General features: G+C 63.9%; 13 protein-coding genes. 4 read left to right on the top strand and 9 right to left on the bottom strand.

The window, feature by feature from the left end:
- Nucleotides 1-977 (top strand): phospholipase D-like domain-containing protein (locus tag PGX04_RS24035; protein WP_273740817.1); only part of this gene is annotated, 977 nt, incomplete at its 5' end.
- A gap of 12 nt (nucleotides 978-989) precedes the next feature.
- Here the strand turns inward: PGX04_RS24035 and PGX04_RS34775 are convergent.
- From PGX04_RS34775 to PGX04_RS24000, 8 genes are all read right to left on the bottom strand, one after another.
- On the bottom strand, nucleotides 990-1,298 hold the full coding sequence (locus PGX04_RS34775; protein ID WP_377043350.1) for a HalOD1 output domain-containing protein: 309 nt from the start codon (nucleotides 1,296-1,298) through the stop codon (nucleotides 990-992).
- A 177-nt stretch (nucleotides 1,299-1,475) separates the two neighbouring features.
- On the bottom strand, nucleotides 1,476-1,910 hold the full coding sequence (locus PGX04_RS24030; RefSeq protein ID WP_273740816.1) for a metal-dependent transcriptional regulator: 435 nt from the start codon (nucleotides 1,908-1,910) through the stop codon (nucleotides 1,476-1,478).
- Nucleotides 1,911-2,037: 127 nt separating this feature from the next.
- Nucleotides 2,038-2,532, bottom strand: coding sequence for a ferritin-like domain-containing protein (locus PGX04_RS24025; protein ID WP_273740815.1), 495 nt, complete (start codon nucleotides 2,530-2,532; stop codon nucleotides 2,038-2,040).
- Between the two features lie 104 nt (nucleotides 2,533-2,636).
- Nucleotides 2,637-3,857, bottom strand: a complete 1,221-nt coding sequence (sufD, locus tag PGX04_RS24020) for a Fe-S cluster assembly protein SufD (RefSeq protein WP_273740814.1) — start codon at nucleotides 3,855-3,857, stop codon at nucleotides 2,637-2,639.
- Nucleotide 3,858: 1 nt separating this feature from the next.
- Complete coding sequence (gene sufB / locus PGX04_RS24015) at nucleotides 3,859-5,289, bottom strand: Fe-S cluster assembly protein SufB (protein WP_273740813.1); 1,431 nt, start codon at nucleotides 5,287-5,289, stop codon at nucleotides 3,859-3,861.
- Nucleotides 5,290-5,349: 60 nt separating this feature from the next.
- Nucleotides 5,350-6,258, bottom strand: a complete 909-nt coding sequence (locus PGX04_RS24010) for an ABC transporter ATP-binding protein (RefSeq protein ID WP_273740812.1) — start codon at nucleotides 6,256-6,258, stop codon at nucleotides 5,350-5,352.
- A gap of 181 nt (nucleotides 6,259-6,439) precedes the next feature.
- On the bottom strand, nucleotides 6,440-9,178 hold the full coding sequence (locus PGX04_RS24005) for a DNA-directed DNA polymerase (RefSeq protein ID WP_273740811.1): 2,739 nt from the start codon (nucleotides 9,176-9,178) through the stop codon (nucleotides 6,440-6,442).
- Between the two features lie 124 nt (nucleotides 9,179-9,302).
- Nucleotides 9,303-10,925, bottom strand: coding sequence for a carboxylesterase/lipase family protein (locus PGX04_RS24000; RefSeq protein ID WP_273740810.1), 1,623 nt, complete (start codon nucleotides 10,923-10,925; stop codon nucleotides 9,303-9,305).
- A gap of 154 nt (nucleotides 10,926-11,079) precedes the next feature.
- Between PGX04_RS24000 and PGX04_RS23995 the strand changes: the two genes are divergently transcribed.
- The 3 genes from PGX04_RS23995 to PGX04_RS23985 all read left to right on the top strand — a co-directional run bounded on the left by PGX04_RS23995 (nucleotide 11,080) and on the right by PGX04_RS23985 (nucleotide 12,428).
- On the top strand, nucleotides 11,080-11,244 hold the full coding sequence (locus PGX04_RS23995) for a DUF7331 family protein (protein WP_425498461.1): 165 nt from the start codon (nucleotides 11,080-11,082) through the stop codon (nucleotides 11,242-11,244).
- 135 nt (nucleotides 11,245-11,379) lie between these two features.
- Entirely contained in the window at nucleotides 11,380-11,970 is a 591-nt protein-coding gene (locus PGX04_RS23990; protein WP_273740809.1) for a DUF7322 domain-containing protein, read from the top strand.
- Nucleotides 11,967-12,428 carry a DUF7346 family protein gene (locus tag PGX04_RS23985; protein ID WP_273740808.1) on the top strand — a complete coding sequence of 154 codons (462 nt, stop codon included), beginning with the start codon at nucleotides 11,967-11,969 and terminating at the stop codon, nucleotides 12,426-12,428. The genes PGX04_RS23990 and PGX04_RS23985 overlap by 4 nt, the downstream gene beginning before the upstream one ends.
- A gap of 49 nt (nucleotides 12,429-12,477) precedes the next feature.
- Here the strand turns inward: PGX04_RS23985 and rad50 are convergent, their stop codons facing one another.
- Nucleotides 12,478-15,162, bottom strand: coding sequence for a DNA double-strand break repair ATPase Rad50 (gene rad50, locus PGX04_RS23980; protein ID WP_273740807.1), 2,685 nt, complete (start codon nucleotides 15,160-15,162; stop codon nucleotides 12,478-12,480).
- Nucleotides 15,163-15,277 lie beyond the last annotated feature (115 nt).

Genomic DNA, 15,277 nt, shown 5'->3' with positions numbered 1-15,277 from the left:
TCGAGATCGACGAGATGCCGCCCGAGTGGACCCTCGAGCTACTCGAGACGCTCGAGGCCGACGGCGTCGGCGTGCGGGTCATCGGCGGCGAAAGCGGGCGCTACCGGTATCACCATCCCAAGTACGCCGTCGCCGACGACCGCGTGCTGGTCACCAGCGAGAACTGGAAGAACTCGGGAATCGGAGGCGAAAGCAGCCGCGGCTGGGGCGTCCGACTCGAGGACGGAACGCTCGCAGCCGATCTGGCGACCGTCTTTCGGGCCGACTTCGAGGGCTGGGACACGGTATCGGGCGAAGCCTACCGAGCGAACACCTCGTTCGTCGACGACGAGGAGCAAGGCTTCTTGTCGTCTCGATCCGAGTTCCCGACTACTCACGAGCCCGCGACGGTTCCCGTCGACTCGGCCGAACTTCTGATCGCGCCGGACAACGCCGAGGGCCGACTGCGGGAGCTACTCGCCGGTGCGGACGACGAGATCCTCGTCATCCAGCCCGCTATCACCGCCGACGTCTCGTTGCTCGAGTCGACCCTCGAGGCGGCCCGCCGCGGCGTCGACGTTCGGCTTCTGTTGGGATCTGCGTGGTACAACGCGGACGAAAACGAACGGCTCGCGGCCGACCTCAAGCGGATCGCCGACCGAGAGGACCTCCCGCTCGAGGTTCGACTCGTCGCGGACACCGACCGATTCGAAAAGATCCACGCCAAGGGCGTGGTAATCGACCGCGAGGTCGCAATCGTCGGCAGCGCTAACTGGAACGCGAACTCGCTCGAGAACAATCGCGAGGTACTCGTCGCGCTCCACGGCGAGCGGGTCGCAAACTACTACGCCGACGTGTTCGATGCCGACTGGTCCGGCGATACCTGGTCGTTTCCGATCGGCCTCAGCGTCGCGGTTGTCGTCGCCCTCGTCGCTGCGGCGATTATCGGGCGGCGATATATCCGATTCGGAGACCAACGACAGCCTGACCACACGTAACCAACGGTGCTGTCAACCGATATACGATGAAGTACTTGTTATTTGTATGTCCTCTTTGCTGCGGACACAAACGGTACACCCCTCAAAATCGAACGTAACAGAGACAGTAGAATCATGCATACGTGAATGGTCTAGTAACTGTTCCATCGAATCCGTCTCGATACTGCTGTAGATTGGATCAAGCTCAGTTTCAGCGACCCCCTTCAACGCAGTAATTCCCCGTAGTATTGCCTGTGTTGTGGATTCATCTGATTGTTCCTCGACCAGAATCGTCGAACCGCCATCACCTCTTTTCTCTCCGCGTTGCTGATTGCGTCGCATCGTGGACATTCATCTCTTTGTCTATTTCAGACTTGTACCAAATTATAGGGCGTGTGATGACACGAGTAACAGTTGCAATATCGTTCCTCGGAAGCTGTGTTTGGCCGATACGGAGCGTTCGTCGAAAGACACAACAGGAATCCGAAAGTGCATCTTCGGACGGTATAAAAGATCGTCTCAGTCCGCGTGACCGCCGGCCTCGAGTTCGAGCAGTTCACAGCAGTCCGCTTCGGCATCGAAACAGTCGGGACACTGCTCGGGCCGGTCGATGATCGTGTCCAGCCGTTCCGCGACGGTGTCGTCGATGACGCTCTCGAGGGCGCCGGCCTCGTCGCGAAACTCCTCGACCTCGAGGACGTTCGCGAGGAACCGCTCGATGATACAGTAGGTCTGGAGGGCGTTGTGGGCGCGCTCGAGTCCCTCGTCGGTCAGACTGGCTCCCTTGTACTTCTCGTGGTCGACGAGTTCGCGGTCCTGGAGTTTGCCGACCATCTCGTTGACGCTGGCCGGACTCACCTCGAGCAGATCCGCGAGCGTCCCGGTCGATGCGGGGCCGTCCTCGATTCGCTGCGCCAGATAGATCGCTTTGAGATATTGATCTGCGGTGTTCATGCTCTCCCTCCGTCGGGACCGCCGCGGGGCGCGTCCGTGCTGCGCCGGTGTACTCGAATCCGGGAGCCGATGCGGGCATCAGGCGGCGAGTCATCGATAGCGGCCGCCGCGCTCGTCCATCCCACGGTCATGCTCTGTGCTCCATGATCTCGGTCACTTCCTCGACCCCCTCTTTTTCCTCCTCGCGGATGCTGTACAGCGTCTCGAGTAGCCGATCGCGATCGACGGCGAACGCGGCGTCCGAAGCCTCGATCGCGTCGATCAGATCGTCGTAGAACTTGTAGGCCGTTTCCTCGTTCGCCAGCTGATCGTAGAGAACGCCGTCCGTGTCCTCCGGCGGCCCATACTGGGCGTCGACCAGCGCGTTGATCTCCTCGTATCCGACCGTTTCAGCCTCGAGATCGTCGATCAGCGCCTCGAGTCGCTCGCGGTGCTCGGCCGACTCCGTCGCAGCCTCCGCGAGCAACTCCTCCACCTCCTCGTCGAACTCCGCCCGCTCTTGGGGGGGCAGGGACTCGATGTGGTGGGCGGCGCGTGACTCGACGAGTTCCTCCAGTACGACCCCGATCTGAAGCAATCGAGTCAACTGGTGGTCGCTCGAGACACGCTGTCCCAAACTCATATCGTGACAAGAGGGCCGCTGTTACTTAGTCGTCTCGGAGCACGGACAGCGAAAACGGGCAGTCAGCGCGGATAGAAACCGAATCAAAACAGCTGCGAGAGCAGTTAGTCTCGCTGCCGGAGTCGCGCACCGATCAGTCCCTCGAGGTCGTCACGGAGTTCGTCGACATCGATCTCCTCGAGGACGGGCACGAAGAAGCCCTCGACGAGCATGTTGCGGGCCGAACGCGGATCGACGCCGCGGGAGGTCATGTAGAACAGATCCTCCGCGTCGATCTGGCCGACTGTCGCGGAGTGGCTGGCCTCGGTGTCGTGGTTATTGATGATCAGCTTCGGGGAGGCATCGGCCTCGCTCTCGTCGCTTAGCATCAGCGTGTTCTCGCGCTGGTAGGAACTGGTGTCCCACGCGTCGGAGCCGACGTCCTGGACGCCTTCGTAGACCGAGCGAGCCACGTCGTCGGTAACGCCGCGGGTGACGAGGTCGGCGGTCGTGTGCTCCGCGCGGTGCCAGACCTTCGCGTCGAGGTCGAAGTGCTGATCGTTGTGGCCGTAGAAGGCCCCGACGATCTGCGTTTCCGACGAGTCGCCGCTGAGCGTCGTCGAGACTTCGGTCTTGGTCAGCTGCGTACCGAGGTTGCCCTCGATCCAGTCGATCGTGGCGTAGGTGTCGGCGACGCCGCGCTTGACGGTGAAGTTGTAGGCCTCCTCCGAGAGGTTCTGGAGGCTGCCGTACTGCACGTAGCTGTTCTCGCCGGCGGCGACCTCAACGACGCCGCTGTAGTACTGTTCATCCTGTTCTGCGCCGGTGGACTGGCGCTCGACGATTGTGACCGAAGACGACTCCTCGGTGACGACGAGCGTGTAGTTGAACAGCGACCGGGAGTTCTGCTCAGTTCGGATGGCAACGTCCTCGGCGTCGACGCCTTCCGGGACGTAGACGACCGTCCCGGTGCTGAAGAGGGCAGTCGAGAGCGCCGTCAGGTAGTTCTCCTGCGGGTCCACGGTGGTGCCGAAGTGTTCCTTCAGGAGGTCCTCGTGTTCCTGGACCGCGTCGGCCCACGAGAGAACCTCGGCCTCGTCGGGACCGATCTGGTCCTTGTCCTCGGCCGCGTTCAGCGGGTCCACGAGGGACTCGAAGTCCAGCTCGTGGAGGTTCGTCCAGTCCCGACCCGGCGTCCGGATGACGTCGGGCATCTCGAGGTCCTCGAGCGCGTCGAGGGCCTCGAGACGGGTCTCGAGGAGCCACTCGGGTTCCTCGAGGTCGCCCGAAATTTCGCGTACCTGTGCATCGGTCAGATTGGCGTGTACCTCTGTTCCTGCGCTCATATTATCCGAGGCTCCCCTCCATCTCGAGTTCGATGAGGCGGTTGAGTTCGACCGCGTACTCGATCGGCAGTTCCTCCGTGATCGGCTCGATGAAGCCGGCGACGATCATCTTCTTGGCGTCGTCGTCGTCCAGTCCGCGCGACTGGAGGTAGAAGATGTCCTCGTCGCCGATCTTGCCGACGGTCGCCTCGTGAGCGACGTCGACCTTCGACTCCTCGATCTCCATGTACGGCATGGTGTCCGAGGTGGACTCGTTGTCGAACATCAGCGCGTCGCACTCGACGGCGGTGCTCGAGTTCTCGGCGCCGTCGGCGATGTGGACGAGACCGCGGTAGTTGGTGCGGCCGCCGTCCTTGGAGATCGACTTGGACTCGATGGTCGAACTGGTTTCCGGTGCGTTGTGGTAGACCTTCGCTCCGGTGTCGATGTTCTGGCCCTCGCCCGCCAGGGCGATGGTGATGTGGGTGTCGGTCGAACCGCGACCCTTGAGGATCGTACACGGATAGAGCATGGTCACTTTCGATCCCATGCTGCCCGAGACCCACTCCATCGTGCCGTTCTCCTCGCAGATGGCGCGCTTGGTGTTCAGGTTGAACGTGTTCTTCGACCAGTTCTGGACGGTCGAGTACTGAACGTGCGCGTCCTCGCCGACGAAGACCTCGACGCCGCCCGAGTGGAGGTTGTGGGTGCCGTACTTCGGTGCGGAACAGCCCTCGATGTAGTGGACTTCGGAGCCTTCCTCGGCGATGATGAGGGTGTGCTCGAACTGCCCCATCCCTTCCGAGTTCATGCGGAAGTAGGCCTGAACGGGCATCTCGACGGTGACGTCTTCGGGGACGTACACGAACGACCCGCCGGACCAGACGGCCCCGTGCAGCGCGGCGAACTTGTTGTCGCTCGGCGGCACGCAGGTCGTCATGAAGTGCTCTTTGACGAGTTCGGGGTGCTCGCGAACGGCCTCGTCCATGTTACAGAAGACGACGCCCTTCTCCTCCCACTGCTCCTGCATGTTCTGGTAGACGACTTCGGACTCGTACTGGGCACCGACGCCCGAGAGGGCGTTCTTCTCCGCTTCCGGAATGCCCAGCTTGTCGAACGTGTCCTTGATCTCGTCTGGCAGCTCCGTCCAGTCGTCGACGCCTTCGCGCTTGTCGACGTCCGGGCGGATGTAGGGGATGATCTCTTCGACGTCCAGTTCGGAGAGGTCGGGCATGCCGGGCCAGTCGGACGGCATCGGCATGTTCTGGTACTGCTCGAGCGCGCGGAGACGCCGCTCGAGCATCCAGTCGGGTTCGTCCTTGTCGTCGGAGATCATGCGGATGACCTCCTCGGTCAGGCCCTTCCCGGACCTGACGGCGGAGTTCTCCTCCTTCTTGAACTCGAACCGAGCCTCGGTGTCTGTCTCTTTTAGGTGGTCTTGATCGGAACTCATTGGTTGATGTAGTTGTGTTTACGGCTGTAGCGTTATTACGGTTGTTCTAGCCAAATTCGGTTACGCGGTGCCGTAGACTTCCTCGCGGACCCAGTCGTACCCCTTGTCCTCGAGCTTCTCGGCGAGCTCCGGCCCGCCGCTCTTGGCGATCTGACCGTCGAGCATCACGTGGACGTGATCGGGCTCGACGTAGTCGAGGATGCGCTGGTAGTGGGTGATCTGGAGGATCCCGGTGCCCTGCTCGTCGCGCAGCGCGTTGATCCCGTTCGAGACGTCCTGCAGCCGGTCGATGTCGAGCCCGGAGTCGATCTCGTCGAGAACGGCGATCGAGGGCTCGAGGATAGCGGCCTGCAGCACCTCGTTTTGCTTCTTCTCCCCGCCGGAGAAGCCGGCGTTGAGGTAGCGCTGGGCGAACTTCTCGTCCATCTCCAGCTGTTCCATCTTCTCCTGGAGGATCTGCTGGAACTCGGCGACGCCGATCTCGCCCTCGTCGACGTTCCCTTCCATCGGCGAGGTCTCGAAGCCGTCGTCCTCAGCGTCGACTTCCTCGCCGTCCTCGTCCTCGAAGAGCTCCTCGCGCTCCTCGATCTTGGCGTTCAGTGCCGTTCGGAGGAAGTTCGTCATCGTGACGCCCTCGATCTCGGCCGGGTACTGGAAGCCGAGGAAGATGCCGAGCGCGGCGCGCTCGTTGGGCTCGAGGTCGAGCAGGTCCCAGGTGCGCTGGTCCTCGTCGATCTCGATGTTCGGACCGAACTCCTCGTCCTCCAGGTGGAGCAGGACCTCACCGTCGGTGACCTCGTAGGCCGGGTGGCCGGCGATGACCTTCGCGGTCGTCGACTTCCCGGAGCCGTTCGGGCCCATCAGGGCGTGAATCTCGCCCGACTGTACTTCGAGGGTAACGCCCTCGAGGATCGTCTCGTCGCCCTCCGCCACTTCCGCGTGCAGGTTGTTTAGTTCGAGGCGTGCCATAGTATTCTGTCGTATTGACCAAGGGCCGTTCGCCCCATAACGTTTTCGTGTTCGATTGGATGCGGTCCGATTTCGAGAAGATTATTTTTCGTTTCGGAAACCCACAGGCTCGAGCACAGCGAGGTTCATTCGGGCGACTGCGGGAACGGACGGCGGCGCTCGCTTCGAGGTCGTCACCGACTCACATGTAACTGTCCAGTCCCGTCTGCTCTTGCCCGCTCTTGACTTCGTCCCACAAGATGTCGAGCGCCTCGAGGATGCGCTCGATCGGCCCCTGCAGCGTCTTCTCGAGCATCTTGTCGTAGTCGACCTCGAACTCCTCGGGGATCTGGTCCTCGTACTCGAAGCAGATGACGTCAGGATCGCGCTTGAACGCGCCGTAGAGTGGGTCGGTGCGGGCGTCGAACCCCTCTTCCGCCTCGAGTCGTTCGAAGAACGACGGATCGACGCGATCGAGGTAGAGCCGCTTGGGTTTGCTCCCGCGCTGGAAGTTGGTGCCCAGCAGTAGGTTAGCGTACTTCGCGCCGCGGACCTGCGCCGTGTCGGTGTCGTAGTTGTCCAGTCGCTTGCCGATCCCGCCCGGAATCGCGATGTCCTCGAGCGAGATGTCGCCCGCCAGTACGTCCTCGATGACGCCGTTGACGTACTCCTTCGCGCCTTCGACGTCGCCCTCGCGGACGATCATCTCGATGACCCGGTGCTGGACCTCCTTGGTGATCGGAGCGATGTCTGAGCGCTGGTACTCGAAGCCGACGATGTCGACGTTGTTGACGTCCTTGCCCTCCTTCCAGGTGATGTGGCCCGCGTATCGTTTCTTCTTGCCAGCCTGGAAGAATCGTCGATAGAGCTTCTCGAACTCGATCTGGAAGCGGTGGTCCTCGGCGTTCAGGTCCTCGCGCGCGAAGTCGTCATAGCGGCCGTTGATGTACTCTTCAATTTCGAAGGACTGCTCGATGGCATCCTCCTTCGAGACGTCGGGGCCGAGCTCGAGCATGACGCTGTCCGTGTCCCCGTACGCAACGGTGTAGTCCAGCTCGCCTGCGGCGGTGTCCGTGAACTCGATCACTTCGCGGCCGGTCGCGGTGATCGCGGATGCCGCATCCTTATCGTAGAGCCGGAATTGTTCCCACCCCGACACCCCGTAGAGCGAGTTCATGATGACCTTGACCGCGCCCTGCTGTCGGTCGTACTGCTCGTACTCCCGAGTACCGGGTTCGTACTCGTTGCGCTGGGATTTCTTCTCCTCGCGTTCGGCAAGCAGCTCGTTGATCATCTCTCGCATGACGCCGTCGGGCTCCTTGCGGAAGTGGGTCGGTTCGGGCCTGGTCGGCGCGACGTAGGTCTTCCCGTCGTACTTCTCGGGATCGACCCGCGTCTCCGGCGAGGCGTTGATCGTCGTCATGCACATCGGGTACAGCGACTTCAGGTCGAGCACGGTGACGTTTTCCTTGACGCCCGTGATCGGCTCGAACACCGCGCCGCCCTCGTACTCCTCGCCGGCCTCCTGTTGGCCCTTCGAGGGCAGCGCGAACCGCCCGTAGGCCTCGTGGAGAACGTACATGTCGACCGCGTCGCCCGGCGTCGGCGCGTCCTCGAGTTTACAGCCGACGAACGAGCGCACCTCGTCCCAGAAGGTGACGATCTCTTGCTGGCGGTCGAGTTCGACGCAGAGTTCGACGTCCCGGAGGTTGTACTCGAGCAGCCTGGTCGGATCGCCCTCCCAGAGGTCGCCGATGTCGCCGGCGTAGCGCTCCTTCCCGACGCCCAGTTCCGCCTCGCCGACCGCATCCAGCCGATAGGAGTCGAGTTCGGAGAAGACCGTCCGCTGATAGGCGTAGAGCAGGTCGAAGACGATCCGCCCTTTGATGTCCGGGCCGCCCCAGTTGCTGCGCCAGACCTCGTCGACTCGGGAGAGCTGGTCGATGGAGAGGTCGTACTCGTGGTGGGGACCCGCGAGCTCCTCGAGGCGGTCGAGGAAGTACGGCGCGTCGAAGTCCTCGAAGTTCCAGCCCGTGAGAATATCGGGATCGGTGTCGTCGATGTACTCGATGAAGGCCTCGAGCATCGCCTCCTCCTCGCCGAAGCATCGGACCTCGTGGTCGATCGCCCCCTCGATGGGGTCGTAGTCGTCGATTTCGGTGGGGATCTCGCCGTCACCGACCGGGGCCTCGTAGAGCCACATGATGTACTCGTCGCGGTAGGAGTCGTGGCTGGTGAGACAGACGATCGGTTCCTCGCCGTCCTCGGGGAACCCCTGCCGGTCGTCGACCTCGATGTCGAACGTGTTCACGCGAGGGTCGGCGTCGACGTCGGCCGCCTCGACTTCGGTGTGGGGGACGACCAGCGACTCGTCGTCCGCGCGTCGCTCCGGCACCCGAATGCCGCTCCGGATGTCCTTGTCGATCAGGAACCGGTTCGGGAACAGGATGTCGGCCTCGAAGTGATCGAAGTCGTCCCGGATCTGCCCGACGTCCCGGGGCGTCTGGCCGAAGATCTTGGTGAGTTTCTCGCCCCGAATGCTCTCGTAGGGCTCGCCGTCCTCGTCGTACTCCTCGCTGCCGGTGAGCCGATCGTACTGCTCCGCTGGCGGTCGCTCGAGCGTCTCCGTCGGCGCGTAGAAGTACGGCTGGAAGCCGACGACCTGTACGTGCTCGAGTTTGCTCTCGGGCGTCCGCCCGAACACGTGCATGATCGGTCGCTCCTCGTCGCCGTAGCCGGCGATCGTGTAGTCGACCTGCATCACGGCGAGTTCGAGTTCGCCCTCGGGTTCGGGGAGCGTCTCCTCGACGACGTCGATCACCTCTGTGGCGTTCGATCCGCCGTTACCGGCGATGGCAACCGCCTCTTCTGCCGGCCGGTCGTCGGTCTCCTCGGAGTCGCCGCCGAACTCCGTGAGTCCGGTCTGGCCCGCCTCAGTCATGATACCGAGATTTGCAGTGGGCGGATAAAAACCCCTGCAATCCCCGCCCGCGAGCGGTGTCACACGGGGAGCGCTCGACTGCTGCGACCGACACGACGGGAGGTCCGGCGCGACCTCGAGCCACTCAGAGCCCGACGTTGTCCCTGTAGACCGACTCCCAGAGCCGACACTCCGGTTTCGGGCCGGATTCCCGAACGATCTCGTCTTCGGTGAGCCGAACCTGTGCCTGCTCGCCCGCGGTGAACTGCGGCCAGTCGGGTCGGAGTCGACTGTTCGGGTCTCCGGTCGTGGCGAAGGTCGTCCAGTAGTCTCGCATCCGCCGGGAGAGCAACTTGTCTCGGAAACCGAGACGCGCCAGCGCGGTACCGCCCTGCGTGACGTCCCCGCCGAAGACGTAGGCGAGTTCGGCCGCGTGATAGGCCCCTACGTCGTCCTCGAGCAGCGAGAGGAACGTAAGGGGGTACGTCGGCGCGTCGTCGAAGAGGTACCGGTAGACGGTGCCGCCGTTTTCGTCGATCCAGCGCGCGACCAGTCGGTCGCCACAGCGGAAGGTCGCGTCGGTCGTCGCGGCGACGAGCGCGTCCTTCGGGGTCTCGTAGGCGTCGGCCGGATAGGTCTCGAGGACCGCGTCCGCGAGTTCGCCGTACCGGTCTTCGACGGTCGCCCGGTACTCCTCGCCGGTCGACACGTCGGTTCCGAGGAGGAACAGCTGCGTCTCGTCGGCGTTCGCGCCGGTGATCAACGGTACGTCAGCGAACTCGCCGTCGGCGAATCGCTTCGCGGGGTGTTTCTCGACCACTTCGCCGTCGACCACGACGCCGAGTGGCTCGTCGAGCGTGCTCTCGCCCGACGAGTCGTCGGCGTTCGCGGTCAGGATATCCTCCGGCGATTTCTCGCGCAGGCAGTCCGTCGCGTCGCTCCCGGCACAGCCCACCGCATCGGCGAGGTCGACGCCCACCTGAGCGGCCGCCTCCCGGTCGAGGAGGTCGCTGACGACTGGGCCGCTTTCGCAGATGACGCGGTGGAAGAGTCCCTCGGCGGCCGGATCGCTCATGGGCGTCAACACCGCGTTCCCGCCGGCCGACTCGCCGAAGATCGTGACCGTGTTCGGATCACCGCCGAAGGCACGAACGTTGCGCTGGACCCACCGGAGCGCCGCACGCATGTCCTGATAGCCCTGATTGACGTTCCTGGGATCCTCCGCGAGGAGGTCCGGATGGGTGAAGAAGCCGAACGGCCCCAGCCGGTAGTTGATCGTCACGACGACCACGTCGCCGAACGCCGAGAGCCGCCTCGAGTCGTAGCGGTTGCTGCCGCTCGTGTAACCGCCGCCGTGAATCCAGACCATCACCGGTGCCGGATCGTCGGGCGTCGCGTCCGACGGCGACCAGACGTTCAGGTTGAGACAGTCCTCGCTCCCGGAAATCTCGGGCTCGCTGCCGGCGATCGTGGCGAGCCCGCCGCGCTGGACACAGGCCGGGCCGTACTCCGTCGCCTCGAGCGTCCCCTCCCACTCGCCGGGGATCTCCGGCGGTCGCCACCGTCGGTCGCCGACCGGCTGTTCGGCGTACGGAATCCCCTTGAAGACGTCCGTCTCGCCGACGGTTTCGCCGCGGACAGGGCCGCTTTCGGTCGTGACCGTCGGATCAAACCACGTCGTCGCGCTCGTATTGCCGATTCCGCTCGCGGTACCGATCGTTGCGGCCCCCAACAGGGCCCGCACGTAGCGTCGTCGTTTCATAGCCATAGTGACTGCGGCAGTATTATTCTGCTGGGAAACATGGTTATTTATTCTCCATATGGGGACTATTTATGTGTGATATCGAAGGCTTGCAGGAGCAACAAGACATATAACTTGGTAACACATAGCATGGGACCAGGTGATCGATGTGTCCACCCACATGAAAGACGATGCGACGGATCGGAGTGAACCGAGCAGCGAACCCGAGGGGACCGCAACGATCGAATCCTACGAGACCGACGACGGCGTCGTCTTCTACGACGCCGAGAACCCGCTGGCGTGGGTAGAGACCTCCCGAACGCTCACGCTCGAGAATCTGGCCTGAGACGGTCTGCTGTCACTGTGTACAGGCGCACCCGCATGGCGGGCCGGGGGTGCGCCGGAAATAACTGACAGGAGTCCGTTTGAAACGGCACTCGCGAAGCGAACGCTTTTCCTCCCGCTGGTCATCGGATCGCATGTGGTATTCGACCGGAACGAGAACGAGCCCGAGGAGTGGGACCCCGAAGAGGAGTTCTACGATCCCGACAGCGACGGGTTGACGATTCCACAGGTGTCGACCGGAGACGACGGGCCGGACGACCCCGGCGATCTCTCGAGCGCCATCGAGCCACCCGCCGTTTCCACCGCCGAGACGGACGTTCCGGACGACGTTCTCCAGACCTTCTGGACGCTAGTACTGGTTATCAACGCCGCGGTTCTGATCCTCTCGCTCGGGCTGTTAGTGCTCGCCTTCGAGGGGGATTTGACCCGCGGCGGTGTCCTCGTCGTCGCCGGGCTCGTTCTGTTCGGGCTGGCCGGTCGTCGCTACAGACGGTTTCGGGACGACGGCGCTGACACTGAAAGCGACGCGACCACGGGACACGACACGACTACGGAACGCAACGCAGCGACTGAACACGATACCGCCGTCGACGACGGATCCGGTGACAATGCGGACGGACCCGGTGACAACGCGGAAACGGCCGGACGCACCGTGGAGGATCCGGCCGAAACTACTTCACGCGACGTGACTCAACGACAGTCATCGAACCGAGACCACCGATCATGAAAACAGTCGAGGACGACACCGGCAAACGGTACCTGCTCTGCAAACGATCGGACAGCGCGAGTCTGGTTCGCGACCCCGAAACCGGCAACGAGTGTTACATCCAGAACGACCGTCTCGAGGCGGTCGGCGACGAATCGGCCCTCGAGACGGCTGCGCGAAGCGTGAGCGATCCGGTTTTGACGCTGCTGACCGCCGTCCACGACGAGGAAACGCTGGGGCTACTGGTCGAGCTCTCTGTGCGCGGACCGCTCGGCGTCCGCGCCCTGCTCGACGCCTACGACGTCTGCGAGAGCGACTTGCACGGCCGGCTCACGGTCCTCACCGCCGCCGGGCTGCTCGAGGAAACCGACGTCGCCGGCGAGCGCGGCTATCGAATCACCGAGACGTGTGAGACCGCACTCGAAGCGATCCGGCCGAGTCTCGAGACGACGGACGGGTCGGCGGTGGAAGGGACCTGAGCGCGAACGAACTGGCCGGCTCGAGACGGTGACGACCCTTCGGTTGCCATTAGTCCGACGCGAGTAGTTCCGCCTCCGGCGGCTGACCGCGCTCGAGTCGCGAGCGGTTCGACGTCGCATCTTTTTCGACGCGGACGATGGAGTCGGCCGCGCCGACGAGTTCCTCGTCGTGGCTGACGACGACGATCTGTTCGACGCCGAGATCGCGCATCGACTCGACCAGCGAGACGAGTTGCGTGACGTGGCCCGAATCGAGGAAGACGGTCGGTTCGTCGAGGATCAGCGGCGGCATGGGAGCGGTCCCGTCGACCCCCTCGGCGAGCAGTCGGTAGATCGCACACCGCAGGCTGAGATTGAACAGCGCCCGTTCGCCGCCCGAGAGCTGTTCGGGCTCGAGCGCCTCGCCGTCCTTCTGATAGACCGTCAGCCGGTAATCGCCGTCGAGGTCGATCGCCGCGTAGGAGTCGTTCTGGTAGACGAGATCGAACGTCTCGTTCAGCAGGCGCTCGAGGGTCTCGACGTTGTGCTGGCGCAGTTCCGCCCGTAGTTCCCCGTAGGTCGTCTGCAGCGTCTCGGCCTCGTCGTAGAGCGACTCGAGTCGCTCGCAGCGATCCTCGACCGTCTCGAGGCGCTCCCGGAGGCGCTCGAGTTCCTCGAGTTCGTTCTCGACCGCGCCGATGGCGTTCTGGATTCCGTTCCGTTTTTCCTCGAGTTCGTCGAGTTTCTCGTTGACCTGTTCGATGTAGGTCTCGGCGTTCGCCTTGTCCTCGCGAGCGGTTTCGACTCGCTCCTCGTCGAACGCCGACTCCAGTTCGCGCTTGCGGTCGCGCTTTGCCGAGAGCGTCTCGCGGCGCTCGTCGTTCATCGTCTCCCAGTCGTCTCTGCGCTCGCGGAGGTTCTCGATGTCGTTCTCGAGGGCGGCTCGCTCGGCGGTGATCTCCGAGATGCGCTCGAGGGACTCGAGCGTCTCCGAGATCTCTCCGCGCTCGGTATTGATCTCGCCGAGCGCTTCGCGCGCGGCGGTGATCTCGTCTTCGCGCTCGTCCGCTGCGGCCCGCTTTTCCTCGGCGTCGGCCTCGTACTCCTCGGCGTCGTCCCGCAACTGGTCGCGCTGGTCGCGCCGGTCTACGAGGCTCTCGCGTTTCTCCGTGAGCAGCTGATCGATGTTGTCGCGGTTCTCCTCGAGTCGATCGACCCGCCGTTCGGCCTCTCGCAGTTCCTCGGTGCGGTCGATGCGATCGTCGACGTCGTCTCGCTCGGCTTCGAGTTCCTCGTGTTCGGCCTCGAGGTCGGCGAGTTCCTCCCGGCGTTCGTCCAGCACGTCGACGTGGGGCGAGTCCTCGACCGGCTGGCCGCACTCGGGACACTTCCCCTCCTCGAGCAGTCGTTCGCCCTCCTCGATCGCGTTCTCAGCGGCCCGGATATCGGCGGTGATGTCGTTGTGTGCCGAGACGAGTTCTTCGCGCTCGGCTTCGAGCTCCTCGAGGTGTGATTCGGCCGCCCCGAACTCGACCGACGCGTCGTCGAACGTCGCCCGCGCGTCCTCGATCCGTTCGTCGAGGTCGTCGAGTTTCTCCTCGCGATCGGCGATCGTCTCCTCGTCGACCTCGATCTGATCCTCGAGTTCGTCCGCCTCCTCGCGGGCCCGTTCGACTCGTTCCTCGAGTTCGTCCGCCTCCTCGCGGAGCCGCTCGGTCTCGTTGGTCCCTTCCGTGATCGTTACTCGGACCTCCTCGAGCTCGTCTCGAAGCTCCTCGTCTCGGGCCTCGAGTTCCTCGGTGCGGTTCCGAACGGCCTCCTCGTCGGGATCGGCCGTCTCGAGATCGACGTCCTCGAGGCGGTCGGCGCGCTCGTCCGCGAGCTCCTCGTGTCGACTCCGGATCTCGCTGAGCTCGTCGGTCGCGTCCTCGCGCTTGCGCTCGGTCTCCGAAATCTTCGACCGCAGCTCGTCGATCTCGTCGTCGAGTTCCGCGATCTCCTCGCGGGTCTCCTCGTGGCGCTCGAGGACGTCCGCGGCGGTCTCGAGCGTCTCCCGTGCCTGCTCGCGCTGTGATTCGTACCGATCGATCTCGTCGGCGATGTCCGTGCGGCGGGACTCGAGGCCGTTCAGCCGCTCGTGGAGCTCCTTGTCCTCCTTTTGCTCGACCTGTTTTCGAACGTCCTCGAGCACCTCCTGCTGGCCGTCGAGGACGGTTTTGACGCCGAGTCGAGCGTCGCTGGCCCGCTCGCGGTAGTCCTCGAGCGCGCCGAGCTGGAGGAGGTCGTCGATCATGTCCTGGCGATCGCTCGGCGAGGCGTGAATGAGCTTGTTCACCTCGCCCTGTCGGACGTACGCGCAGTTGACGAACGCCTCGGCGTCCATCCGCAGGAGTTCGGTCACCTCCCGACGAACGTCTCGAGCGCCCTCGATGGTCTCCGTCGGCGTCTCGAGGACGCACTTCGTCGTCGTCGCCCGATCACCGCGGAGTTTGAGGCGGCGTTCGACGTGATACTCGCGACCGTCGTGGGTGAACCACAGTTCGATCTCGCACTCCTCTTGACCCGTCGTGATGACGTCGTCGAGCGTGCGCTCGTCCAGCGCTTTCGAGCCGTAGAGCGCGAAGAAGACGGCCTCGAGCAGCGTCGACTTCCCGCTGCCGTTGACGCCGTGGACGACGGTGACGCCGCGCTCGAGCGAGAGGTCGGCATCGCCGTAACACTTGAAGTTCAGCAGGCGGACGCGGTCGACCCTCACGCGAAATCACCCAGCGAGGCGGCGTCGGCGGTCTCCTCGGGCTCGCCGCCGTCGTCGGTCGCGTCGCCGTTCGACGCGTCCTCGGCCGGCCGGAGCGGCACCTCCGCGAGTTCGC

It is taken from the genome of Natrinema soli (assembly GCF_028618695.1).
The sequence above is the reverse complement of the archived record's forward strand: the minus strand, read 5'-3'. Positions and strand labels throughout refer to the sequence as shown.

Coding starts and splice junctions, on each gene's coding strand:
- PGX04_RS34775 (WP_377043350.1), bottom strand. CDS start 1,298: ATGCGACGCAATCAGCAACGCGGAGAGAAAAGAGGTGATGGCGGTTCG.
- PGX04_RS24030 (WP_273740816.1), bottom strand. CDS start 1,910: ATGAACACCGCAGATCAATATCTCAAAGCGATCTATCTGGCGCAGCGA.
- PGX04_RS24025 (WP_273740815.1), bottom strand. CDS start 2,532: ATGAGTTTGGGACAGCGTGTCTCGAGCGACCACCAGTTGACTCGATTG.
- sufD (WP_273740814.1), bottom strand. CDS start 3,857: ATGAGCGCAGGAACAGAGGTACACGCCAATCTGACCGATGCACAGGTA.
- sufB (WP_273740813.1), bottom strand. CDS start 5,289: ATGAGTTCCGATCAAGACCACCTAAAAGAGACAGACACCGAGGCTCGG.
- PGX04_RS24010 (WP_273740812.1), bottom strand. CDS start 6,258: ATGGCACGCCTCGAACTAAACAACCTGCACGCGGAAGTGGCGGAGGGC.
- PGX04_RS24005 (WP_273740811.1), bottom strand. CDS start 9,178: ATGACTGAGGCGGGCCAGACCGGACTCACGGAGTTCGGCGGCGACTCC.
- PGX04_RS24000 (WP_273740810.1), bottom strand. CDS start 10,925: ATGGCTATGAAACGACGACGCTACGTGCGGGCCCTGTTGGGGGCCGCA.
- PGX04_RS23995 (WP_425498461.1), top strand. CDS start 11,080: ATGAAAGACGATGCGACGGATCGGAGTGAACCGAGCAGCGAACCCGAG.
- PGX04_RS23985 (WP_273740808.1), top strand. CDS start 11,967: ATGAAAACAGTCGAGGACGACACCGGCAAACGGTACCTGCTCTGCAAA.